The organism is Micromonospora sp. NPDC047670 (genome assembly GCF_043204915.1).
Classification (GTDB): Bacteria; Actinomycetota; Actinomycetes; order Mycobacteriales; family Micromonosporaceae; genus Micromonospora.
In genome coordinates this window covers 246,227-266,526 of the sequence record NZ_JBIDDA010000007.1, presented here as the reverse complement: position 1 = coordinate 266,526, position 20,300 = coordinate 246,227, and the positions used below count along the sequence as shown (strand labels likewise).

The window sequence follows — 20,300 nt, the reverse complement described above, 5'->3', positions numbered from 1 at the left end:
GGCGGACCGGCTGACGCCGGTTCCCCGGCGGCCCCGAGGCGTCAGGCAGGCGCCCTTACCTCCCCGCCGAGCGGTTCGCGGACCAGGGGGCAGGACATGCAGCGCGGTCCGCCCCGGCCGGAGCCCAGCTCGGAGCCGGCGATCGGGATGACCTCGATGCCGGCCCGCTCCAGCTGCGCGTTCGTCTCCGTGTTGCGCTCGTAGCCCACGCAGAGCCGGGGCGCGAGGGCGAGGGTGTTGTTGCCGTCGTCCCACTGCTCGCGTTCGGCGGTGACCGGGTCCAGGCCGGTGTCGATCACCCGGAGCTGGTCCAGGTCCATCGCGTCGGCGGCGGCCCGCAGGAACGGCGCCGGGCCGTCGACCCGCGGGTCCTCGCCGTCCGCCCCGGCGATGACCGTGTACGCCGACAGGGTGTGGGCGATGTTCGGATACATCAGCACGGCGTCGACGTCCACCATCGTGCAGACGGTGTCCAGGTGCATGGTCGCCCGCTCCTGGGCGATCGGCACGACGAGGATGGTGTGCGCCAGCCCAACGGCGAAGACCTGGCGGGCGAGGCGTTCCGCACCGGCCGGGGTGGTCCGCTCGCCCACCCCGACGGCCAGCACCCCCGGCGCGAGCAGCAGCACGTCGCCGCCCTCCAGGTGCTCCAGCGCCGGGTGGTAGACGAACTCGGTGCCGGCGAAGCGCGGGTGGTGCCGGTAGATCGCGTCGGTCAGCGTGGTCTCCCGTCGCCGGGCCGGCATCGCCAGGCTGGTCACCCCGACCCGGTCGCCGATCCACACCGAGGAGTCGCGGGTGAAGAGCAGGTTCGGCAGCGGGTCGATGACGAAGTCGTGCCGGTCCATCAGCGTGTAGACCAGGCCGCCCGGCCGTTCCCGGCTCACCCGCAGCTCCTCGTGGGCCAGCCCTGCGATCAGCACGTCGGCGAGCGCCACCGGGTCGAGGTACGCGAGGTGGTCGGCGACCCGGGCGCGCAGCGAGTCGCCGAGCCGGGGGGAGCGCAGCACCTCCTCGGTCAGCTCTGCCCGCGCGTCTGCCACGGCGAGCGTCTCGGCCAGCATGGTGGCGAGGTAGAGCACCTCGACCCCGCGCTCGCGCAGGGCGGCGGCGAAGGCGTCGTGCTCCTCCTGTGCGCGCCCGACCCAGGGGATGGCGTCGAAGAGCAGCGAGTCGTTGTTGCGCGGGGTGAGCCGGGCGAGTTCCGGGCCCGGCCGGTGCAGCAGCACCGTCCCGAGTCGACCGACCTCGCTGTCCACGTAGTGGGTCACCATCGCAGCGTAGGGCAGGGTTTGGCGGCATCCGATAAAACAGGGGTGGATGAATATGGCATTCATCCGCACTCACTCCGGCGTTCCAACTTGCCGACACGGGGGACTGGCAACGTAGGGTAGTGAGGACATAACTTCGAGGGACCTTTTGCCGGAGGTCGCGATGACTGTCTTTCCCGCTCGTCGAGCCGTACCGTCCGCCCGGGCACTGCCGCCCGCGGCGGTGCCACACCCCCGGGTGGAGTCGCCGGGGGTGCTCACGCCCGTCCGTCCGTCCCCGTTGGAGTGGGCCCGCCGCCGGCGGGCGGAGCGGGGCGCCCGACGGTTGGAGGCGGCCGGCGCGCGGGCCCTCGGCCAGCTCGACCACCTCGGGCCCGCCTGGCACGTCATCGAGTGGCCCCGCACGGACGCCTCCGACCTGCTGCTCGAGCACGAGCGCGACGAACGCGCCGGCTTCCTCGCCATCGGGCCGAGCGGGCTCTTCGCGGTCACCATCGCCGACCACGGCCGGGCCCGGGTGCTGGTGGCCGGCGACGTGGTCCAGATCAACGGCAAGCGGCCGCCCTACGTGGCGGAGGCCCGCCGCGACGCCAAGCGCGCCAGCAAGGCGCTCTCCGACGCGGTGGGGCTGCCGATCCCGGTGACGCCGGTGCTGACGTTCGTCGGTTCCGGCGTCATCAGCGTCTACGGCCTGCCGAAGGACTGCCTCATGGCCACCCACCGCGAGCTGGACCGTCTGCTCGTCGCCGGGGGCAGCCGGATCAGCCCGGCCACGGCCGAGAAGCTGTCCCGGGTCGCACAGCACCCGGGCACCTGGATGAACGGCACCTACCGGCCGGCCGCCGACTACCGGTGGTACGAGGACGGCCGAACGGCCGCTGACAAGCCGGCCGGCCGGCGGTAACGTCACCGGCGACGCCACGCGGCCCGGGCGCCGGTCGGCACCCGTCGGTCGCGCCGTCGCCGGCCGCCCGGCCAGGGCACCCCACCACCACCGGCGGCCCGGTGACCGCAGCGCGGTCGGCGACTTCCGCGACGACCGGCTAGCGTGGACAGACCGTCGGTGTACATAGGAGGCGCGGTGGCCCACGTCGAACTCTCGCTCTCTGAAGTGTTCGTGCCGACGACGGGGACATCAACAGAGCAGGGGTCCGACAACTTCGAGCGGTGGTCGTCGACCGTCTCCCACGCCGATGAGCCCTGCCTGCTGATCGACGCCGAGACGAGGGTGGTCGCCGTCTCCGCCTCCGGTTGCGAACTGCTCTGCCTCGGCACGCCCGAGGACGTGATCGGCCTGCCGCTGCTCGGTGGCGGGCTCCGGCTGCTCGACTTCACCGCCAACCCACGCGAGCTGACCGAGCAGGAGCGCGACAAGATCCCGCCGCTGCTCGCCCTCTCCTCCGAGCGCCTGGCCCGAGGGCTGCTCCGGGTCCAGGGCGCGTCGGCCGACGCGCCGGACGCGACCGTGGACGCCATCTCCACCCCGGTGCTCACCGACGGGTCGGTAGCCGGTTCCCTCACGTTCTTCTCCGAGGTCTGACCTGCGGCGGGATGTGGTGTTCGCCGCACGCGGCGAATCTGGGGCGGGCCCTCGCCGAGGCCGTAAGGTGCCCTCATGCTCGATATCGCTCTGCTGCCGGGGGAGTACGCCGTGTGCCGGATGGCCGCCGGCTCCGCCCTGCCGCCCACGCTGCCGGGCGGGCTGAGCGACGGCGACGTCGTCACGGTGAGCTGGACCGCCGACGGGATCTCCGTGATCTGCCCCGCCGACCGGGTGCCCGAGCAGGCCGCCGTCGAGACGGCCTGGCGCTGCCTGCGGGTCGCCGGGCCACTCGACACGGCGGTGAGCGGCACCCTCGCCGCGCTGGTGGACCCGCTCGCCGCGGCCCGGGTCAGCGTGGTGGCCTTCTCGACCTACGACACCGACTATCTGCTGGTCCCCGCGGTACGCCTCGGCGAGGCGACCACCGCGCTGGAGCGGGCCGGCCACCGGGTCCTCGCCTGACCTTCACCCGGCCGCCGGTTCCTCCTAGGATGGGCTCGGCCTCCCGGCCGCAGTGACGCTCCCCGATGTCCCGAGGATCGGCCCGTGCCGCCCACCCCCTCGCGCCACGCCGCCCCCGACCGCCCGTCCGGCATCCCCGCCCGGCGCGGTCGGCTCGCGGCCGCCGTGCTGCTGGCGACGTTGCCGGTGACCGGCTGCGGCACCCCGCCCGAGCTGCGGCAGGCCGCCCCGACGGTCGCCCCGACCCGCGCCGCCGTCCCGCCCCCGGTCGGCACGCCCTCCCCCGCACCCACCCTGCCGCCGGCCACCGGCCCGACCGGGGCGGGCACCCCGACGGCCGACCCCGGCCTGGTCGCGGTGCCCTGCCCCGGCGGCCCGTCCGGGAAGCGGGTGATCGACCTCGTGCGCGGCCGGGGCGGGGTGCTCCCCGACGGCGCCCGGGTCCGGGTGCGGACCGGCCCGCTCTGCGCCGGCGGATGGCACTACACGATGCTCGACGTGACCGGCCACGAGGCACTCCAGGTGGTCACCGAGGGCCGGCCGGGCGCGCCACGACTGGTCACCGCCGGCACCGACGTCTGCACAGCCGAGGTCCGCGCCGCCGGGCCGCCCGGCATCCGGACCCTCGTCTGCGACGGCGGGTCGGTCGGCGTACCGGGTGCGTAGGCTGTCGCCATGCCGGGAACACCACCGACGCGTTTCGTCTACCTCGGGCCCGAGGGCACCTTCGCCGAGCAGGCGCTGAACACCATCCCCGCCGCCGAGCGGGGCAGCCGCACGCCGGCCCGCAGCGTGCCGGAGGCGCTGGACGGCGTACGGGCCGGGGAGGCGGACGCCGCACTGGTGCCGCTGGAGAACTCCATCGGCGGCGCGGTCGGGGTGACCCTCGACGAGCTGGCCGAGGGGGAGCCCCTGGTCATCACCCGCGAGGTGATCCTGCCGGTCGAGTTCGTGCTCGCCGCCCGGCCGGGCACGACGCTCGCGGGCGTCCGCAGCGTCGCCGCCCACCCCCAGGCGTCCACCCAGTGCCGGGGCTGGCTGCGCGCCCACCTGCCGGACGCGGTCGTGGTCGACGTGCTCTCCAACGGCGCGGCAGCGGCGGGAGCCGCCACCGGCGAGTACGACGCGGCGATCTGCGCCCCGATCGGGGCGGACCGGCACCGGCTCGACGTGCTCGCGGACAAGATCGCCGATCACCCGGACGCGGTGACCCGCTTCGCGCTGGTGTCCCGCCCCGGCCCGCCCCCGCCGCCCACCGGCGACGACGTGACGTCGCTGGCGGTCTACATCGCTCACGACCGGGTGGGCGCGCTGCTGGCGGTGCTGATGGAGCTGGCCGTCCGGGGGGTCAACATGAGCCGGATCGAGTCCCGGCCCACCGGGGAGGCGCTCGGCCGGTACGTCTTCTTCCTCGACTGCACAGGGCACGTGGCGGACGTACGGCTCGGGGAGGCGTTGCAGGGGCTGCGCCGGGTCTGCGCCGACGTGCGCTTCCTGGGCTCGTACCCCCGGCACCGCTGGACCCCGGCGGCGGGCGACCGACCGGTCCCCGCCCCGCCCGGCCTCTCGGATGCCGACTACGCCGACGCCGCCGCCTGGCTGGCCCGCCTCCGGGCCGGCGACCTCAGCTGACGACACCGCCCCCGCGCGGAGCCGGCTGGGCCGGGTCGGCGCGGGCGGGGGCGGTGTGCGCGCGTGACGCGGGTCAGCTGAGCAGGCCGCCGAGGAGGCCGCCCTGCTGCTCCTGGGTGCCGCTGCCCATGATCGGCGGCTCCTCGGAGGGCTGGACGACGACGAAGCCCTGACCGGCGAAGCTCATCGTGAACGCCTCGCCGGTGCGCCGGCCGAGCAGCGTGCCGAGGCCGAGCTGCTCCGCCCGGTGGTAGCCGGTCTGGAGGTTGGCCGACCAGCAGACGGCCGCCTGCGGGTCGACGTAGGTGGGAGCGTCGACGTTGAGCACCACGGGCGTGCCCTTGGTGGTGATTGCGATCCGGCCGTGACCGGTGAAGACGCAGTTGAACAGGCCCGACGAGGATGCCATGCCCGCGCCGCCGACCATCCGGATGTCGTACTGGAGGGTGGAGTCGAAGGCCAGCACGCTGGAGCCGTTGATGGAGAGCGCGTCGCCGGGCTCCAGGTCGATGACGTGCACGTCCTTGGCGAAGTCGGCGAGGAAGACGTCACCCCGGCCGGTGACCTTCATCAGCGGCACGCCCTCGCCGGTCAGCTTCTGCTTGAGGAACTTGCCGAGCCCGCCGGAACCGAGCGCCTGGAACTGCACCTGCCCCTGGTAGGCAACCATCGACCCGACGCGGGCCATCGCCTCGCCGTTGAGTTCGATCTTCAACATCTTGGAGTTCTGCAGCCGCATGCCGGGCTGCGCGGACTCCTTCTCCAGGTTTTCGGCGGAGAAGAGCTCGCTGCGCATGGAAGTGCCTCCTGAAATCGCGATGCCTGGACCGACCGTAGGCGACCGTCGCAACCGCCGACCACCAGCCGACCGGCCCGGCCCGGACGCCGGTCGTCGCGCCCCGGGCCTCCCGCCGGCCCGACGTCGGCTCTGGCGTCCCGTCAGCCCCAGCCCAACTCGTGCAGCCGCTCGTCGTCGATGCCGAAGTGGTGGGCGATCTCGTGTACCACCGTCACCGCGACCTCGTCCACCACGTCCTCGTCGTCGTCACAGAGGCGCAGGATCGGGTTGCGGTAGATGAGGATGCGGTCCGGCAGCACGCCGGAGTAGTCCCAGCCCCGGTCGGTCAGGGCGTGCCCCTCGTAGAGGCCGAGCAGGTCCTCGCCGGGGGGCGGGTCGTCCTCGACCAGGATCACCACGTTGCTCATCAGGGCGAGCAGTTCCTCGGGCACCTCGTCGAGCGCTTCGCCGACCAGCTCCTCGAAGCGCTCGCGGCTCATCTCCACCGGCACCCGCCCATTCTGCCCCGACGACGCGGCCGGTGCGGCCCGGTCAAGATCGGCGCGCCTCCACCGGGAGCGTGGCTCCCGGTGGAGGCGGACGCGGGTGGGTCAGGAGGCGAGGCGGGCGGTCAGGGTGATCTGCGCGCCCGGAGAGAGCAGCCGCGAGATCGGGCAGTTCTCCTTGGCGGTCTCGGCGAGCTTGGTGAACTGCGCCTCGTCGATGCCCGGAACGTCGCCGACCGTGTCGAGCTCGATCCGGGTGACGGTCATTCCGGCGTCGGTCTTGTCCAGGTGGACCTTGGCGGTGGTCTCCACCGACGCGGGCGGCGAGCCGGCCTCGGCGAGTGCCTTGGAGAACGCCATGGAGAAGCAGCCGGCGTGCGCGGCACCGATCAGCTCCTCCGGGTTGGTGCCCTCGCCCTCCTCGAAGCGCGACTTGAAGGAGTAGTTCCCCGCCAGCCCGCCCTTGCCGGTGCGGACCGTGCCGGACCCCTCGGTGAGATTGCCCTGCCAACGTGCGGAAGCGGTACGGATAGGCATGCCACGACGCTATCCGAAAGGGCACCGACCGGCGACCGTTCACGCTCCGCGTCCTCGGGTGCGTGCTGTGTCATGATTTCGCTCAGGCCCGCGAACGCGGAAGGGTGGCCGATGTCCCAGGATCTCCCGATTCCCCGCCAGGACCACCGGTCCGACGGCACCGCCGTCGTGGAGTGGGGCGGGGCGGAGTCGGCCCCTCCGGGCCGGTTCGGGCGTACGCTCTCCGGCCTGGGCCGGGACCGCCGGCTGCCGTCGGTGCTCGCGGCGTTGGGCGCGGTGGCCGCCATCGCCTCGATGCTCGGCGAGTGGCAGGTGATGACCATTCCCAACGCCGGCCCGCAGGGGAACACCCCGGTACGGGTGCCCGGCGGCGTCTCCGACATCGGCGGCTTCGGGGTCGGCTACCTGGTCGGGCTGTTGGCGTTGGCCTGCGCGGTGGCGCTCGCGCTGCGCGGCACCGCGACCGTGCGGCGCAACGTCCGGATCGCCGGCCTGACCCTGGCCGGGGCGCTACTGGCGCTGTTGACCGCGACCGCCGCCTCGCTCGACGAGGCGGGTCAGCGCGTCTTCTTCTACTCCACCGACGACGGGTTCCGGGTCGAGCACGGCCGGGGGTTGGTGGCGGCCTTCGTCGCCTGCGCGCTCTTCGCGGTGGCGCTGAAGCTGGCCCCGGCCGGCCCGGTCCCGCCGTCCGAAGAGGCGGCAGACGAGGCGGCGGACGAGGCGACGGACGACGGGGACGAGGCGGAGCCGGTCGGCCTGCGCCGCCGCAGCCGCAGGGGCTGGGAACTGGAGGACGACCGTCCGCCCGCGCCGGCGGACCTCACCGTCGGGCCGGCCATCCCCTTCGCCCGCCCCGAGCCCCGGGACTGACCGGCCCCGCGCGACGGTGGCCGCCGGCCCGCACCGGCGGCCGCAAGCCGCGTTTCGCGGAGCCAGGCACGTCCCCACCAGCCGGATGGACCCGCCGTGCGCTGGGCTGCCGGGAACGGGGCGCGCGGATGGGCGGCACACCGGTCCACGCGTTTTCCCGACGGACGTGGCACACCGGTCCACGCGTTCCGCCGACGGACGCGACGCGTCGCCTGCGGGCGCCAATCAGTGTGAAGACGGCTGTCGAGCTGATGTCGTAAACGATTCATCCACCAACCCGCCGCCGATGCCCGTCCTGCTACCGCCGCCGCACCGCCCCGCACCACCCACACAGCCGGCGCCCCCGACCAACCGCCCGACGCCCATCGCACAACCGCCACCGCACCACCCCGCACCACCCACACAGCCGGCGCCCCCGACCCACCGCCCGACGCCCATCGCACAACCGCCACCGCACCGCCCCGCACCACCCACACAGCCGGCGCCCCCGACCAACCGCCCGTCGCCCATCGCGCTACCGCCGCCGCACCGCCCCGCACCACCCGCACAGTCGGCGCCCCCGACCAACCGCCACCGCACCAACCGCACGGTCGGCGCGGTCCGTTGCTGTTCGCGTCGCCCGCGTTGTGCTCGTTGTCGGCGCTATCGCACCGCGGGCGTCACCGCTGTCCACACCGCGTGCGTCACCCGGACCGCCTTGCCTCCAAGGTGGGTCGCCGATGATGTCGTAAACGATTCAGCTCGACAGCGTCGTGACAGGCATCCCTGCTGAGGTCTAGAGACTCTGCCCACAGATCCGGAACGCCGGTGACGGTGACGCCGGTCCCCCTCGGCACCGGCCGATCGCCCGCTCGGCACGGGTTGGCCAACCGCTCGGCACGGGTAGCCACCCGCTCGGCACGGGTAGCCAACCGCCGGGCACGGGCCGGTGGCCCGCTCGGGCACGGGCCGGTCGTTCCGCACTCTTCAGGGGGCCGCCCAGCGGACCTCGCCGTCCACCATGTCGTCGGTGGCCCGCAGACCGAGCCGCTCGGCCACCCGGGCGGAGGCCCGATGGTCGGGGTGCACGTGCGCGACCAGCGCTCCGATGCCCTGCTCCGCCAGCCAGCCGACCATGCCGGCGGCGGCCTCGCCGGCGTAGCCCCGGCCCTGGTGCGGCGCCACGACGACCCAGGCCAGCTCGGCGACCGGCCGGTCGCCGTCGAACCGCACGGTGGCCTGCACGGTGCCGATCGCGTCGCCGGTGTCCCGGTGCCGGACGACCCAGTTGAGCCAGCCCTCCCGGCCGTCCGGGGACCGCCCGGCCGTCTGCCGGCGGTAGCGCTCCCGCAGCTCGTTGGGGGTCGCCGGGCTGCCGCCGATGTACTCGTGCAGGGCCTCGTCGTCCAGGAGGGGGGCGAGTTCCTCGGCGTGGTCGACCCGGAGGGGTTCGAGCACCAGCCGCTCGGTCCCGATGACCTCCGCCACCGGCCAGTCCCGCTTTTCCATCCGCCCACCGTACGGCCCGCCGGAGAGCCTCGGACGGGGACACCGTCGGGCCGTCGTCCGTTGGCACCGCATTCGCCGAAACGCCATGGTTGCGACGTGCCGCGCGAGGTACGGTTGCTGCCCGCCGTCACTCAGGGTCGAGGCACCGACGACCGAAACGGCTGGTTGCGGCGGCGGCGGGCGAAGGAGGAACGATGACCCGCCCGGGCCTGCCCAAGCTGATCGCCACCGATCTGGACGGGACGCTCGTCCGCAGCGACGAGACCGTCTCCGCGTACACCCACGAGGTGCTCGACCGGGTGCGGGCCGCCGGGATCCCGGTGGTCGGCGCGACCGGCCGCGGACCCCGGCTGGCCGAGCTGACCCGCAACGACATCCGCGCCGCCGATTTCCTGGTGATGGCCGGCGGCGGCCGAGTGGTCGACCAGAGCGACCCGGCCGGGCCGGTGGTGCTGCGCGACGAGCGCCTCCCCGCCGAGGTGCTGGCCACGCTGCTGGCCGACCTGGAGGTGGCGGTCGGGCCGCTGACGGTGATGGTCGAGGCGTCGGACGAGCACGGCGCGCCGCTCTGGGGCGACTACCACCCGAGCTGGCCCTACCAGGACGCGTTCGAGGCGCGCAGCCGCGCCGAGTGCCTCTCCTGCGACGTGATCAAGGCATTCGTCCGGACCGCCGACCACCACGTCGACGAACTGCTCGCCGTCGCCCGGCAGGTCGTCCCGCCGGAGGTCGCCACGCTCACCCAGGCCGGGCTGGGCTTCGTCGAGATCTGCCCGCCGGGGGTCGACAAGTCCACCGGGCTGACCGTCGTGGCGCAGCGGCTCGGCGTCGACCCGGCCGAGGTGCTGGTCTTCGGCGACATGCCCAACGACCTGCCGATGTTCGCCTGGGCCGGCTGGGCGCGGGTCGCCGTCTCCAACGCCCACCCGACGGTCCGCGCCGCCGCGGACGAGGTGACGCTGCGGAACGACGACGACGGAGTGGCGGTGTACCTCGATCGGCTACTGTCCCGCTGATGGGAGAGGCACCTCGGCTGATCGCCACCGACATCGACGGCACCCTGCTACGGGACGACCGCTCGCTCAGCCCGCACACCGCCGACGTGCTGGCGCGGATCTCCGCGCGGGGTACGCCGGTCGTGCTGGTCACCGGCCGTCCGATCCGCTGGTTGAAACTCGTGTACGACCAGCTCGCCGAGCCCCTGCCGGCGATCTGCGCCAACGGGGCGGTGGTCTACGACCCGGTTGCCGACGAGGTGCTGCGGGCCGACCCGCTCGCCCCGGAACTGCTGGCGGAGGTGGCCCGGCGGCTGCGCGCCGAGGTGCCCGACGTCAGCTTCGCGGTGGAGATCGTCGACAGCCGGCAGATGCGGCACGAGGCGCACTACCCGCTGCGCTGGGACGCCGACCACGGGGCGATCCGGGCGGTCGAGACGCCCGAGGAACTGCTGGCGGCGCCGGCGGTGAAGCTGCTGGTCCGGGCCGCCGACCAGGACCCGGACGCGTTCGTCGCCCTGGTCGCCGGGGCGTTGGGCGGGCTGGCTGAGGCCACCCACTCGTCGTACTCGGGGCTGGTGGAGATCTCCGCCGCGGGCGTGACCAAGGCGGCCGGGCTGGCCTGGTACTGCGCCCGGCTCGGGATCGAGGCACGGGACGTGCTGGCGTTCGGCGACATGCCCAACGACGTGCCGATGCTGACCTGGGCCGGGCGGGGGGTGGCGGTCGCGAACGCGCACCCCGCCGTCCTGGAGATCGCCGACGAGGTGACCTCGGCGAACTCGACGGACGGCGTGGCGACGTACCTGGAGAAGGTCTTCGGGGCGGGGTGACGGCCGGCCGGGGCCCGGCCGGCCGACACGGTCAGAGGTACTGGCCGGTGCTGTGCCCCTCGCCGCCCTGCGGCTGGCCCATGCCCGGCATGCCCGGCATCACGCCGCCGGGGCCGCTGGGCAGCGCCGGCCGGCCGGAGCGCATCTGCTCCAGCTGGACCCGGGCGGCCATCTGCTGGGCGACGAGGGCCGCCTGGATGCCGTGGAAGAGGCCCTCCAGCCAGCCCACGAGCTGGGCGTGCGCGATGCGCAGCTCGCCCTCGCTGGGCGCCTTCTCCTCGGTGAAGGGCAGCGAGATCCGCTCCAGTTCCTCCCGCAGCTCGGGGGCGAGCCCCTCCTTGAGCTCGACGATCGACCGCTCGTGGATCTCGCGCATCCGGTGCCGGCTGGCATCGTCGAGCGGGGCGGCCTTGACCTCCTCCAGGAGCTGCTTGATCATGCTGCCGATCCGCATCACCTTGGCCGGCTGCTCGACCAGTCGGGTGGGGTCCTCGCCAGCGGCCTCGTCGGTCTGCACGGTGCCGACCGGCCGGCCGTCCGGGCCGACCACCACCACCGTTCCGGAGCGACCGGTGCCGTCCTGGCCCGGCTCGTCGTTCTGTCCAGCGGAGTGCGCTTCGGTCATGGGATCCATCTTTACCCAGCCGCCGGTGGCCATGCGCCCCGGGACCGATCCCGACGCCGGATCGACGGGTGATCCGCGCTACGGTCGCGCCATGCCCGACCCGCGCGCCGTGCTCAGCCGCCCCGCTCCGGCCCCGGACGTCACCGTCTCCTACGGCGACCACCCGGACCAGATCGCCGATCTCCGCCGGCCCGCCGGGTCGGGCCCGGCCCGACCGCTGGTCGTGGTGGTGCACGGCGGCTTCTGGCGGGCCGAGTACGACCGGCGGCACACCGGCCCGCTGGCCGCCGCGCTGGCCGCGCTCGGCCACCCGGTGGCCCAGGTGGAGTACCGCAGGACGGGGCAGCCGGGTGGCGGCTGGCCCAGAACCCTGACCGACGTGCTGACCGGCGTGCACGAGTTGCCCCGGCTGGCGGCCGAGGCGCTGCCCGGGCGCGTCGCCGCGGGGCCCCCGGTCCTGGTGGGCCACTCGGCCGGCGGACACCTGGCGTTGTACGCGGCGGCGACCGCGCCGGCGACCGTCGGGGGCGTGCTGGCCCTGGCCCCGGTGTCGGACCTCGCCGAGGCGTACCGGCTGGATCTGGACTCCGGCGCGGTGGCCGCGCTGCTCGGCGGCGGCCCGGCGGACTTCCCCGACCGGTACGCCGCCGCCGATCCGCGGCCGATGGTACCCATTCCGACACGGACAGTAGTCGTTCATGGCGCGTTGGACGAGCAGGTGCCGGTGGCGATGAGCCGGGAGTTCGTCGCGGCCGATCGGGCGGCCGGAGGCGAGATCCGCCTCGTTGAGCTGCCGGAATGCGAGCATTTCGGGCTCATCGATCCGGAGTCGGCGGCCTGGCCCGAGGTCACGGCTGCTTTTCGATCTCTGCTCGAAGATCGCTAAGCATTGACGCAGCGTCGCTGACCGGGTAGAACGCCGAGGGGGCGTGATCCGCCCTGCAACGCTCCCCGGAAGGAACTCCGTGTCGCAGATGAACCGCAGGCGGGCACTCCAACTGCTGGCCGCGCTCGGGACGGCAGGGTTCGCCGCCGGCTGCGGCACCGACGCCGCCGAGGGGGAACCGGCGGGCCGGCGGAGCCCGATCAAGATCGGCCTCATCGCGCCCACCAGCGGCGGCCTCAAGGCGATCGGCGACGAGATCACCAACGGCTTCCAGCTCTTCCTCGACCTCAACGAGAACAGCCTGGGCGGGCACCCGGTCACCCTGCTCACCGCCGACGAGGGCGAGAGCGTGAAGACCGGCAAGGCCGCCGTCGAGGGGCTGCTGAAGCAGGGCGTGCTCGCCCTCACCGGCGTGGTCGACTCGAACATCATGTTCGGCATCCGCGACACCGTCGAGAAGGCCCGGGTGCCGCTGATCGGCTCCAACGCCTCGCCGACCAGCCTGCAGAGCGTCGTCTACATCTGGCGGACGTCGTACGTGCTGGACGAGGCGGGCCGGGCGCTGGGCCGCTACCTGCGGGAGCAGCTCGGCGCGTCGGAGCGACTGGCGATCATCGCACCGGAGAACGTCGGCAGCCAGGACGTGGTGCGGGGCTTCAAGCAGGAGTTCGGCGAGACCGACCAGCGCATCAAGGACCCGGTCACCTGGACGGGCGTCTTCACCAACCCGTCCAAGTCGGCGTACCGGGCCGACATCCGCACCGCGCTGAACCGGAACCCCGACGCCGTGTTCTGCTACTACGCCGGGCCGGCGGCCGTCGAGTTCATCAAGCAGCTGCGCATGGAGGGGTTCAAGGGCAAGGTCTACGCGCCGGGCTTCCTCACCGAGGGCACCGTCCTGGAGAGCGTCAAGGCCGAGGAGGCGATGGGCATCCAGACCGCCCTCAACTACTCGGCCGACCTGAACAACACGGCCAACCGGCGGTTCGCCTCCGCGTACCGCAAGAAGCACGGCGCCTCGCCCACCACCTACGCGATGGCCTCCTACGACGCCGCGCAGGTGCTCGACCAGGCCATCCGGGTCGCCGGGGACACGCCAAACCCGCAGCAGGTCAACCTGGCACTCGGCAAGATCGGCCAGATCGACAGCCCGCGCGGGGTGTGGCAGTTCAACCAGCCGCGCACGCCGCAGCAGAAGTGGTACCTGCGCGAGGTCCAGCTCGACGGCCAGGTGCTGTCGAACGTGCTGGTCACCGAGCTGGCCACGCTCGGCTGAGCGCACCGACACGACGAGCGGAAGGGCCGGCCTCCCTCCCGGAAGGCCGACCCTTTCGTCGTACCCGGCCCGGCTCAGCGGTCCGGCTCAGCGGCCCGGTGGCGCGGCCCGGCTCAGTGGCGCAGCTCGGCAATGCAGCACTTCACGCTGCCGCCGCCCTTCTTCAGCTCGGCCAGCTCGACCGGGACCGGGTGGTAGCCGGCCGCCTTGAGCTTCCCGGCCAACCGGGTCGCCTCGCTGTTGAGCACCACGTTGAGCCCGTCGCTGACCAGGTTCAGGCCGAAGGCCAGCGCGTCCTCGTCATCCGCGACCACCGCGTCGGGGAAGAGGTGGGCGAGCACCTTCTGGCTGGCCGCCGAGAAGGCGCCCGGGTAGTAGACGACGTTCTCGTCGTCGATCGAGGCGAGCGCGACGTCCAGGTGGTAGAAGCGCGGGTCGACCAGGCGCAGCGACACCACCGGACGGCCGATCGCCTCCTGCGCCTCGGCGTGCGCCGGCAGCTCGGTGCGGAAGCCGTGCCCGGCGAGGACCAGCCCGCCGTGCGCCTCCGGCAGGTACGCGAAGTCGCCCTCGCCCTCGTTGGTCTCGCTCGGCGCGATGAACCGCCAGCCCTGCGACTCGTAGAACGCCCGGTGCGCGGCGGCCTCGGCGGTCCGCTGCTCGTGCTTGAACCGCGCGCCGTAGACGGTGCCGTCGACCACGAACGCGCCGTTGGCCGCGAAGACCATGTCGGGCAGGCCCGGCTCGGGCGTGAGCAGGTGCACCTCGTGGCCGAGACCGACGAGGGTCTCCCGCAGTCGGTCCCACTGCTTGACCGCCAGCTCCGGGTCGACGGGGGTGGTCACGTCCATCCACGGGTTGATCGCGTACTCGACCGCGAAGTGCTCGGGCGAGCACATGAGATATGTCCGCTTTCGCGGGACTCGCTGCTGGTTCACGGTGACCAAGGGTAGGTACCGTGGAACTTTGGTAACAGCCACAACCGTTGCTTCCCAGAGGCGGAACGTTGCAGATAGATGCCGTAGACCAGCGGATCATTGCGTTGCTCGTCGCGGATGCCCGCGCCTCGTACGCGGACATCGGACAACGGGTCTCACTCTCCGCCCCGGCGGTCAAGAGGCGGGTGGACCGGCTGCGCTCCGCCGGGGTGATCCGGGGCTTCACGGCGGTCGTCGACCCGGCCGCCGTCGGCTGGACCACCGAGGCGTTCGTCGAGCTGTTCTGCGCCGGCCGGACCACCCCGGCCCAGATCGGGGTGGCCACCCGCCGGCACCCGGAGGTGGTCGGCGCGTACACCGTCTCGGGCGAGGCCGACGCCCTCGTACACCTGCGGGCCGCCGACATCGCGCACCTGGAGGCCGCGCTGGAGCGGCTGCGGGCCGAGCCCTTCGTGACCTCCACCCGCAGCACCATCGTGCTCTCCCGCCTGGTCGAGTCCCCCGGCGTCGGGCCCTCCGCCGGCTGACCCACCGGCCCCGCACCCGGCAAGGGGTGGCGCGGTACCGCCGAGGGGCGCCGCCGGGGAACAGCGCGGAAAGCCCGGCCGGGTCGGAACCACGCGCCGGGCGGGCGCGTCGAACCGGCCATGACACGGGGAGCGCACGTCCTCGCGGCCGGCACGCTGGCCGCGCTCACCCTGCTCGGCGGGAGCGCCGTCCCGCCGCCGCTGCCCGGCGATCCGCCGCCGAGCCACCGGCCGTTCGCGCCGCGGCTGGTCTCCTTCGACTCCTGCGCCGAGGCGCTGTCCGGGCTGCGGGCCGCCGCCCGCGCGTCCGTCGGCCCGTGGGGCTTCGCCGACGGCTGGCGTACCGCGTTCGGCGGTCTGCCCAAGGCCGAGTCCGGCGTGCGGGCGTCCGCCGCGTCCGCCCCGGAGCACTCCAGCACCAACAACCACGAGGCCGGCGCGGACGAGCCCGACCTGGTCAAGACCGACGGCCGGCGGATCGTCACGGTCAGCCGGGGCCTGCTGCGGGTGGTGGACCCGGCCGCCCGGCGGGAGACCGGGCGCGTCGACCTCACCCGGGCGCTGCCGGATCAGGGGTGGGGGGAGCAGACCCTGCTGCTGCACGGCGACCGGGCGCTGGTGCTGACCCGGTCGGGCGCGGTCCGGGAGCCGGTGATGCCGGGGACGCGGATGCCGGGCGGCCTCGCCGCGTCCCGGCTGATCCTGGTCGACCTGGCGGGCGCGCCACGCGTCCTCGGCACCTACCGCATGGAGGGGAGCCTGGTCGACGCCCGGCAGACCGGGTCCACCGCGCGGGTCGTGGTCCGCACCCGGCCCCGGCTGGAGTTCCCGTACGCCGAGCGCGGCACCGACGCGACGCGGATGGCGGCCAACCACGCGGTGATCGACCGGGCCGGGGTGGAGGCGTGGCTGCCGGCGTACGAGTGGACGGCCGGCACCCAGCGGCACACCGGCCGGGTCGGCTGCGACCGGCTGAGCCGCCCGCCCGCGTGGTCCGGCACCTCGATGCTGACCGTGCTGAGCTTCGACCTGGCCACCGACCGGCTCGGCGACGGCGACCCGGTCAGCGTCGCCGCCGACGCCACCACCGTCTACGGCACCGGCCCGAACCTCTACCTCGCGGGCGAGCGACCCGCCACCGGCCGGCCCGGCTCGCCGCGCTGGGACCGGCGCGCCCGCGCGCAGGTCACCGAGATCTACCAGTTCGACACCGGCGCGCCGGGGCGTCCGCGCTACGTCGCCGCCGGCACCGTGCCGGGCACGCTCGTCAACCAGTACGCCCTCTCGGAGTGGCAGGGGCACCTGCGGGTCGCCACCACCACCGGCGATCCCTGGGCCGCCCGCCCGACCTCCGAGTCCGGCGTGCACGTGCTGCGCCGCGACGGCGACACCCTGGCCCGGACGGGCTCGGTCACCGGCCTCGGACCGGGCGAGCGGATCTGGTCGGTGCGCTTCCTCGGCGGGTCCGCGTACGTGGTCACGTTCCGGCGGACCGACCCGCTCTACGCGGTCGACCTGACCGACCCGGCCGCGCCCAGGGTCACCGGCGAGCTGAAGATCACCGGGTACTCGGCGTACCTGCACCCGCTGCCGGAGGGGCGACTGCTCGGCGTGGGCCAGGAGGCCGACCAGCGGGGCCGGACGCAGGGCGTCCAGGTCTCCCTGTTCGACGTCCGCGACCCGGCCCGGCCCACCCGACTCGACCAGTGGCACGTGCCCCGGGTCTACTCCGCACTGGAGTACGACTCGCACGCCTTCCTGCACCACCCGGAGACCGGGCTGGTCGCCCTCCCGGTCGGCGACGACGTACGCCTGCTGCGGGTCTCCGGGACCGAGATCAGCGAGATCGGCACGGTGTCCCATCCGGGCGACCCGGGCGCGGTGACCCGCTCGCTGCTGGTCGGGGACGTGCTCTGGACCGTCTCGGACACGGGTCTGCGGGCCGTCGACCCCACCACCGCGCGGAGCCTCGACTGGCTCCCCGTGACCTGATCCTCCCTCCCCGGCGGGTGGGGCCCGGTTTCTCGGGGTTTCCGGGCTCCACCCGCCTCACCGTCGGGGAGGGGGTCGGTCAGAGGTACATGCCGGTGCGGTGCTCGCCCTGGTCACGCCTGACCGGCTTGTCGCCCTCGCCGAAGAAGCGCTTCCCGCCGAACTCCCCGTGCAGCCGGTCGTCCAGCTCGTCCGCGAGTCCCGTCATCACCTGCACGGCGAGCATCAGGTGGGTGGCCTGGAAGTTGCGGCCGAAGACGGGGATGGACGCCCACACGGTGTCGTCGGCGCAGTAGAGCCGGCCGATCGGCATCCGGTTGGTCAGCTCCGACAGCTTCACGTAGAGCCGCTCGGTGGGCTCGACCTCAGTGAGCACCGGGGAGAAGACGTCCACCAGCGGCGGATTGTCGCGGACCCGGACGAAGACCATCGCCGAGCCGGCACGGATGGTGATGTCGCCGTCGGAGTCGACCTGCAACCGGTCCGAGTCCGACTTGAGCATCGTCGAGACGACCGTACGCACCCGCTCGGCGAGCGCGGCCACGTCGCCCTCCGGGGCCTGGGCGGCGGCCGCGGCGGCGAGCGCCTCGTCCAGGTCGCCCTCGACGTCCCGGTCCGGGCCGAACTCGCTGCGCGCGGTGCCCAGCGGCTCCACCGGCAGCGGCTCACCCTCGGCGTCGTGGATCAGGTAGACGAGGAAGGCCGGGTGTGGGGCGCCGTAGACGTCCCGCAGCGTCCGGGTGAGCAGGGCGGCGAGCTGGCTGGCCTCGGCGGTGCTGCCGTCCAGCCCGAAGTGCTCGCCGGAGCCCTCCACCACGCCGGGCGGCGACCAGCCGAGGGCGATCATGTCCGCCACCGCGGCCCGGTCCAGCCGGTAGCCCTGCGGGAGGGTGGCGTTGCCGACCGCGCGGGCGGCCAGCTTGCCGTCCGCGCCGACGTCGACGCTGAGGGAGTAGACGGCGTCGCCGGTGCCTGAGGCGGTGGGGTCGAGGGTCAGCTCGACGTGCGTGCCCGTCGGCAGTGCCCCCAACCGTTCGGCCAGCGCCCGCGCGAACTCCCGCCACGCCTGGGTGACCTTCGCCCGCAGGTCCGCCGTGGTGGGCTCGTCGAGCAGGATCGGCTCGTGGTGCGCCGGCAGGGTGCCGGGCGGGTCACCGTTCGGCGCCGAGGGGTGGTCTGCCGTCATGATCGCCTCCGTCCGTCCAGGTCACCCTACCCACGGACGCGGGGGGACGAATCAGCCCGACACCGATCGGACAACGACGGTCAGGCCGGGGCCTCGCCGGGCCGTTCGCCGCCGAGTTCGACCGGCCAGGTGGCGGCCAGCGCGCTGAGCCGGGCCGCCGCGCCGGCCGGGTCCGCGCCCCGCCCGACCGCCAGCCCGAGCAGGTACGCGGTGACGGGCGCGCCCGGGCGCAGCACCTGGTGCGCCACCTCCTTCGCCAGGTCGAGCACGGCCGGCACCGGCACCCGGGCGGGGTCGAGGCCCAACTCGGCGCAGGCCGCCGTCACCCAGTCGTCCATCACCGTCATCGCGCCCACTCCTCCGCCCGGCGTACGTCCTCGTCAGTGTCGCAGTCGAACCAGGGCGGCGGGCCGGCACCGGTCCACGGCACCTGGCGGACCCGCAGCCCGACGAGCAGCGCCCGGATCGGCGCCCCCGTCAGCGGCGCGGCGCCGCCGGGTCCGGCGGTGTGCGGCGGCCCGCCGGGCGGGGTCGGCTCGACAGCGGCCGGCTCGGCGGTGGCGGCGCGCTCGGCGGTGAGGCGGTCCAGGGCGGCGCGCAGCGGGGCGACCCGCCACACCCCGCAGAGCGTCTGCCGCCGCCCGTCGTCGTCGACGTAGCAGGCCCCGTCGTGACCGGCGTCGAGCCGGTCGAGCAGCGCGCCGACGGCGGCGCGGGTGAGCAGGGGCAGGTCGGCGGCGAGCAGGGCGACGACGGGCGTACCGGGATCGAGCAGGGCCAGCCCGGCCGCCGCGGCGGCGACCGGCCCACCGCCCGGCGGGTCCTCCCGGGTCACCCGCACCCCGGCGGGCACCGGCCCGGGCGGGCCGACCACGACGCGCGGGGCGGCGTCGGCGACGGCGGCCAGCACCCGGTCCCGCATCGGCCGGCCGCCCACCGTCCGGGCGGGCTTGTCGACGCCCCCCATCCGGCGCGCGGCCCCGCCCGCCAGCACCACCGCCGCGTACGTGTCCACCCGGCCACGGTAGCCGTGCGGCCACCCGGGCACGGGGTGCAGGATGGCGGGATGGGACGGGCGACTGACCGACGCGGCGTGCTCCGCATCGACCTCGACGCGGCGACCGGCCGGGCCTCGGTACGCCGGCAGGACACGCTCGCCGTCGAGGAGCCGCTGGAGATCCGGGTCGGCCCGCCCGGTCCCGGCCGGCGGCGGCCGCTCGCGGTCACCATGCGTACGCCCGGCGACGACCTCGACCTGGCGATCGGCTTCCTGCTGACCGAGGGGCTCATCCGCTCCGCCGACGACGTGCACACCGCGCAGCTCTGTGCCGGCGCGGAGACGCCCAACACGTACAACGTGGTGGACGTGGTGCTGGCGCCCGGTGTGCCCGAGCCGACCGCCGACCCGACCCGGAACTTCCACACCACCAGCGCCTGCGGGGTGTGCGGCAAGGCGAGCATCGACGCGGTGCGTACCCGATCGCTCTTCGCGGTGGGCGACGACCCGCTGACGGTGCCGGCGGCGGTCCTGACGGGGCTGCCGCAGCGGCTGCGCGCGGCGCAGCGCGGCTTCGACCGCACCGGCGGGCTGCACGCGGCGGGCCTGTTCACCGCGACCGGCGAGCTGGTCGTGCTGCGCGAGGACGTCGGCCGCCACAACGCCGTGGACAAGGTGATCGGCTGGGCCGTCCGCGAGCGGCGGTTGCCGCTGACCGGGCACGTGCTGCTCGTCTCCGGGCGGGCGAGCTTCGAGCTGACCCAGAAGGCGTGGATGGCGGGGGTGCCGCTGCTCGCGGCGGTCTCCGCGCCGAGCACCCTGGCGGCGGAGCTGGCCGAGGAGGCCGGGCTGACCCTGGTCGGCTTCCTGCGCGACCAGACCATGAACGTCTACGCCCGCCCCGACCGGGTCGCGACCTGATCCGTCACGGTCGGCACGGGCCGTGGTCGGGGCT

Annotated in this window: 23 protein-coding genes; 13 read left to right on the top strand and 10 right to left on the bottom strand. The window is 74.3% G+C overall.

Annotated elements, in window-relative coordinates:
• Nucleotides 1–41: 41 nt before the first annotated feature.
• Complete coding sequence (locus tag ACGF7U_RS19555) at nt 42–1,274, bottom strand: arginine deiminase (RefSeq protein ID WP_393108457.1); 1,233 nt, start codon at nt 1,272–1,274, stop codon at nt 42–44.
• Between the two features lie 160 nt (nt 1,275–1,434).
• On the opposite strand from ACGF7U_RS19555, the gene ACGF7U_RS19550 reads away from it, so the two are divergent.
• The 5 genes from ACGF7U_RS19550 to pheA all read left to right on the top strand — a co-directional run bounded on the left by ACGF7U_RS19550 (nt 1,435) and on the right by pheA (nt 4,908).
• Nucleotides 1,435–2,175, top strand: coding sequence for a hypothetical protein (locus tag ACGF7U_RS19550; RefSeq protein WP_393108455.1), 741 nt, complete (start codon nt 1,435–1,437; stop codon nt 2,173–2,175).
• 177 nt (nt 2,176–2,352) lie between these two features.
• Nucleotides 2,353–2,811: a hypothetical protein gene (locus ACGF7U_RS19545; RefSeq protein WP_393108453.1), complete on the top strand. Its 459-nt coding sequence runs from the start codon at nt 2,353–2,355 to the stop codon at nt 2,809–2,811.
• 75 nt (nt 2,812–2,886) lie between these two features.
• Nucleotides 2,887–3,276, top strand: a complete 390-nt coding sequence (locus ACGF7U_RS19540; RefSeq protein WP_393108451.1) for an ACT domain-containing protein — start codon at nt 2,887–2,889, stop codon at nt 3,274–3,276.
• Nucleotides 3,277–3,441: 165 nt separating this feature from the next.
• Nucleotides 3,442–3,942: a hypothetical protein gene (locus ACGF7U_RS19535; RefSeq protein ID WP_393108654.1), complete on the top strand. Its 501-nt coding sequence runs from the start codon at nt 3,442–3,444 to the stop codon at nt 3,940–3,942.
• A 9-nt stretch (nt 3,943–3,951) separates the two neighbouring features.
• Nucleotides 3,952–4,908, top strand: a complete 957-nt coding sequence (pheA, locus tag ACGF7U_RS19530) for a prephenate dehydratase (protein WP_393108449.1) — start codon at nt 3,952–3,954, stop codon at nt 4,906–4,908.
• A 73-nt stretch (nt 4,909–4,981) separates the two neighbouring features.
• Here the strand turns inward: pheA and ACGF7U_RS19525 are convergent, their stop codons facing one another.
• From ACGF7U_RS19525 to ACGF7U_RS19515, 3 genes are all read right to left on the bottom strand, one after another.
• The gene (locus tag ACGF7U_RS19525) at nt 4,982–5,704 is read right to left on the bottom strand and encodes an AIM24 family protein (RefSeq protein ID WP_393108447.1); all 723 of its coding nucleotides are present in this window, start codon (nt 5,702–5,704) and stop codon (nt 4,982–4,984) included.
• Nucleotides 5,705–5,847: 143 nt separating this feature from the next.
• Nucleotides 5,848–6,192: a metallopeptidase family protein gene (locus ACGF7U_RS19520; RefSeq protein ID WP_393108652.1), complete on the bottom strand. Its 345-nt coding sequence runs from the start codon at nt 6,190–6,192 to the stop codon at nt 5,848–5,850.
• Nucleotides 6,193–6,297: 105 nt separating this feature from the next.
• On the bottom strand, nt 6,298–6,729 hold the full coding sequence (locus ACGF7U_RS19515) for an OsmC family protein (RefSeq protein WP_393108445.1): 432 nt from the start codon (nt 6,727–6,729) through the stop codon (nt 6,298–6,300).
• Nucleotides 6,730–6,840: 111 nt separating this feature from the next.
• Here ACGF7U_RS19515 and ACGF7U_RS19510 point away from each other — a divergent pair, with 111 nt between their 5' ends.
• Nucleotides 6,841–7,602 (top strand): hypothetical protein, encoded by a 762-nt coding sequence (locus tag ACGF7U_RS19510; protein ID WP_393108443.1) that lies wholly within the window; start codon nt 6,841–6,843, stop codon nt 7,600–7,602.
• A gap of 966 nt (nt 7,603–8,568) precedes the next feature.
• Here ACGF7U_RS19510 and ACGF7U_RS19505 read toward each other — a convergent pair.
• Entirely contained in the window at nt 8,569–9,090 is a 522-nt protein-coding gene (locus tag ACGF7U_RS19505) for a GNAT family N-acetyltransferase (protein WP_393108441.1), read from the bottom strand.
• A gap of 194 nt (nt 9,091–9,284) precedes the next feature.
• On the opposite strand from ACGF7U_RS19505, the gene ACGF7U_RS19500 reads away from it, so the two are divergent.
• Complete coding sequence (locus tag ACGF7U_RS19500; RefSeq protein ID WP_393108439.1) at nt 9,285–10,106, top strand: HAD family hydrolase; 822 nt, start codon at nt 9,285–9,287, stop codon at nt 10,104–10,106.
• Nucleotides 10,106–10,918 carry an HAD family hydrolase gene (locus ACGF7U_RS19495; protein WP_393108437.1) on the top strand — a complete coding sequence of 271 codons (813 nt, stop codon included), beginning with the start codon at nt 10,106–10,108 and terminating at the stop codon, nt 10,916–10,918. Before ACGF7U_RS19500 ends, ACGF7U_RS19495 begins: the two co-directional genes overlap by 1 nt.
• A gap of 31 nt (nt 10,919–10,949) precedes the next feature.
• Here ACGF7U_RS19495 and ACGF7U_RS19490 read toward each other — a convergent pair whose 3' ends face one another.
• Entirely contained in the window at nt 10,950–11,552 is a 603-nt protein-coding gene (locus ACGF7U_RS19490; protein ID WP_393108435.1) for a bacterial proteasome activator family protein, read from the bottom strand.
• 82 nt (nt 11,553–11,634) lie between these two features.
• Here ACGF7U_RS19490 and ACGF7U_RS19485 point away from each other — a divergent pair, with 82 nt between their 5' ends.
• Nucleotides 11,635–12,429 (top strand): alpha/beta hydrolase family protein, encoded by a 795-nt coding sequence (locus tag ACGF7U_RS19485; RefSeq protein WP_393108433.1) that lies wholly within the window; start codon nt 11,635–11,637, stop codon nt 12,427–12,429.
• 79 nt (nt 12,430–12,508) lie between these two features.
• A complete protein-coding gene (locus ACGF7U_RS19480; RefSeq protein ID WP_393108431.1) occupies nt 12,509–13,705 on the top strand; it encodes an ABC transporter substrate-binding protein in 1,197 nt (398 codons plus the stop codon).
• A 113-nt stretch (nt 13,706–13,818) separates the two neighbouring features.
• Here ACGF7U_RS19480 and ddaH read toward each other — a convergent pair whose 3' ends face one another.
• Entirely contained in the window at nt 13,819–14,652 is an 834-nt protein-coding gene (gene ddaH, locus ACGF7U_RS19475) for a dimethylargininase (RefSeq protein ID WP_393108429.1), read from the bottom strand.
• A gap of 59 nt (nt 14,653–14,711) precedes the next feature.
• Between ddaH and ACGF7U_RS19470 the strand changes: the two genes are divergently transcribed.
• The gene (locus ACGF7U_RS19470) at nt 14,712–15,170 is read left to right on the top strand and encodes an Lrp/AsnC family transcriptional regulator (protein ID WP_393108427.1); all 459 of its coding nucleotides are present in this window, start codon (nt 14,712–14,714) and stop codon (nt 15,168–15,170) included.
• A 120-nt stretch (nt 15,171–15,290) separates the two neighbouring features.
• On the top strand, nt 15,291–17,162 hold the full coding sequence (locus ACGF7U_RS19465; RefSeq protein WP_393108425.1) for a beta-propeller domain-containing protein: 1,872 nt from the start codon (nt 15,291–15,293) through the stop codon (nt 17,160–17,162).
• 79 nt (nt 17,163–17,241) lie between these two features.
• Here the strand turns inward: ACGF7U_RS19465 and ACGF7U_RS19460 are convergent, their stop codons facing one another.
• The 3 genes from ACGF7U_RS19460 to ACGF7U_RS19450 all read right to left on the bottom strand — a co-directional run bounded on the left by ACGF7U_RS19460 (nt 17,242) and on the right by ACGF7U_RS19450 (nt 19,315).
• Nucleotides 17,242–18,348: a hypothetical protein gene (locus tag ACGF7U_RS19460; RefSeq protein ID WP_393108423.1), complete on the bottom strand. Its 1,107-nt coding sequence runs from the start codon at nt 18,346–18,348 to the stop codon at nt 17,242–17,244.
• 80 nt (nt 18,349–18,428) lie between these two features.
• Nucleotides 18,429–18,695, bottom strand: a complete 267-nt coding sequence (locus tag ACGF7U_RS19455) for a DUF6457 domain-containing protein (RefSeq protein WP_393108421.1) — start codon at nt 18,693–18,695, stop codon at nt 18,429–18,431.
• Nucleotides 18,692–19,315 (bottom strand): NTP transferase domain-containing protein, encoded by a 624-nt coding sequence (locus ACGF7U_RS19450; RefSeq protein WP_393108650.1) that lies wholly within the window; start codon nt 19,313–19,315, stop codon nt 18,692–18,694. The genes ACGF7U_RS19455 and ACGF7U_RS19450 overlap by 4 nt, the downstream gene beginning before the upstream one ends.
• Nucleotides 19,316–19,414: 99 nt before the next feature.
• Here ACGF7U_RS19450 and fdhD point away from each other — a divergent pair, with 99 nt between their 5' ends.
• Nucleotides 19,415–20,266 (top strand): formate dehydrogenase accessory sulfurtransferase FdhD, encoded by an 852-nt coding sequence (gene fdhD, locus ACGF7U_RS19445; protein WP_393108419.1) that lies wholly within the window; start codon nt 19,415–19,417, stop codon nt 20,264–20,266.
• Nucleotides 20,267–20,300 lie beyond the last annotated feature (34 nt).

What these genes read in the sequence shown, in the direction of transcription:
- ACGF7U_RS19555 (WP_393108457.1), bottom strand. Translation starts at nt 1,274, where the DNA reads ATGGTGACCCACTACGTGGACAGCGAGGTCGGTCGACTCGGGACGGTG.
- ACGF7U_RS19550 (WP_393108455.1), top strand. Translation starts at nt 1,435, where the DNA reads ATGACTGTCTTTCCCGCTCGTCGAGCCGTACCGTCCGCCCGGGCACTG.
- ACGF7U_RS19540 (WP_393108451.1), top strand. Translation starts at nt 2,887, where the DNA reads ATGCTCGATATCGCTCTGCTGCCGGGGGAGTACGCCGTGTGCCGGATG.
- pheA (WP_393108449.1), top strand. Translation starts at nt 3,952, where the DNA reads ATGCCGGGAACACCACCGACGCGTTTCGTCTACCTCGGGCCCGAGGGC.
- ACGF7U_RS19525 (WP_393108447.1), bottom strand. Translation starts at nt 5,704, where the DNA reads ATGCGCAGCGAGCTCTTCTCCGCCGAAAACCTGGAGAAGGAGTCCGCG.
- ACGF7U_RS19515 (WP_393108445.1), bottom strand. Translation starts at nt 6,729, where the DNA reads ATGCCTATCCGTACCGCTTCCGCACGTTGGCAGGGCAATCTCACCGAG.
- ACGF7U_RS19510 (WP_393108443.1), top strand. Translation starts at nt 6,841, where the DNA reads ATGTCCCAGGATCTCCCGATTCCCCGCCAGGACCACCGGTCCGACGGC.
- ACGF7U_RS19505 (WP_393108441.1), bottom strand. Translation starts at nt 9,090, where the DNA reads ATGGAAAAGCGGGACTGGCCGGTGGCGGAGGTCATCGGGACCGAGCGG.
- ACGF7U_RS19500 (WP_393108439.1), top strand. Translation starts at nt 9,285, where the DNA reads ATGACCCGCCCGGGCCTGCCCAAGCTGATCGCCACCGATCTGGACGGG.
- ACGF7U_RS19495 (WP_393108437.1), top strand. Translation starts at nt 10,106, where the DNA reads ATGGGAGAGGCACCTCGGCTGATCGCCACCGACATCGACGGCACCCTG.
- ACGF7U_RS19490 (WP_393108435.1), bottom strand. Translation starts at nt 11,552, where the DNA reads ATGGATCCCATGACCGAAGCGCACTCCGCTGGACAGAACGACGAGCCG.
- ACGF7U_RS19485 (WP_393108433.1), top strand. Translation starts at nt 11,635, where the DNA reads ATGCCCGACCCGCGCGCCGTGCTCAGCCGCCCCGCTCCGGCCCCGGAC.
- ACGF7U_RS19465 (WP_393108425.1), top strand. Translation starts at nt 15,291, where the DNA reads ATGACACGGGGAGCGCACGTCCTCGCGGCCGGCACGCTGGCCGCGCTC.
- ACGF7U_RS19460 (WP_393108423.1), bottom strand. Translation starts at nt 18,348, where the DNA reads ATGACGGCAGACCACCCCTCGGCGCCGAACGGTGACCCGCCCGGCACC.
- ACGF7U_RS19455 (WP_393108421.1), bottom strand. Translation starts at nt 18,695, where the DNA reads ATGACGGTGATGGACGACTGGGTGACGGCGGCCTGCGCCGAGTTGGGC.
- ACGF7U_RS19450 (WP_393108650.1), bottom strand. Translation starts at nt 19,315, where the DNA reads ATGGGGGGCGTCGACAAGCCCGCCCGGACGGTGGGCGGCCGGCCGATG.
- fdhD (WP_393108419.1), top strand. Translation starts at nt 19,415, where the DNA reads ATGGGACGGGCGACTGACCGACGCGGCGTGCTCCGCATCGACCTCGAC.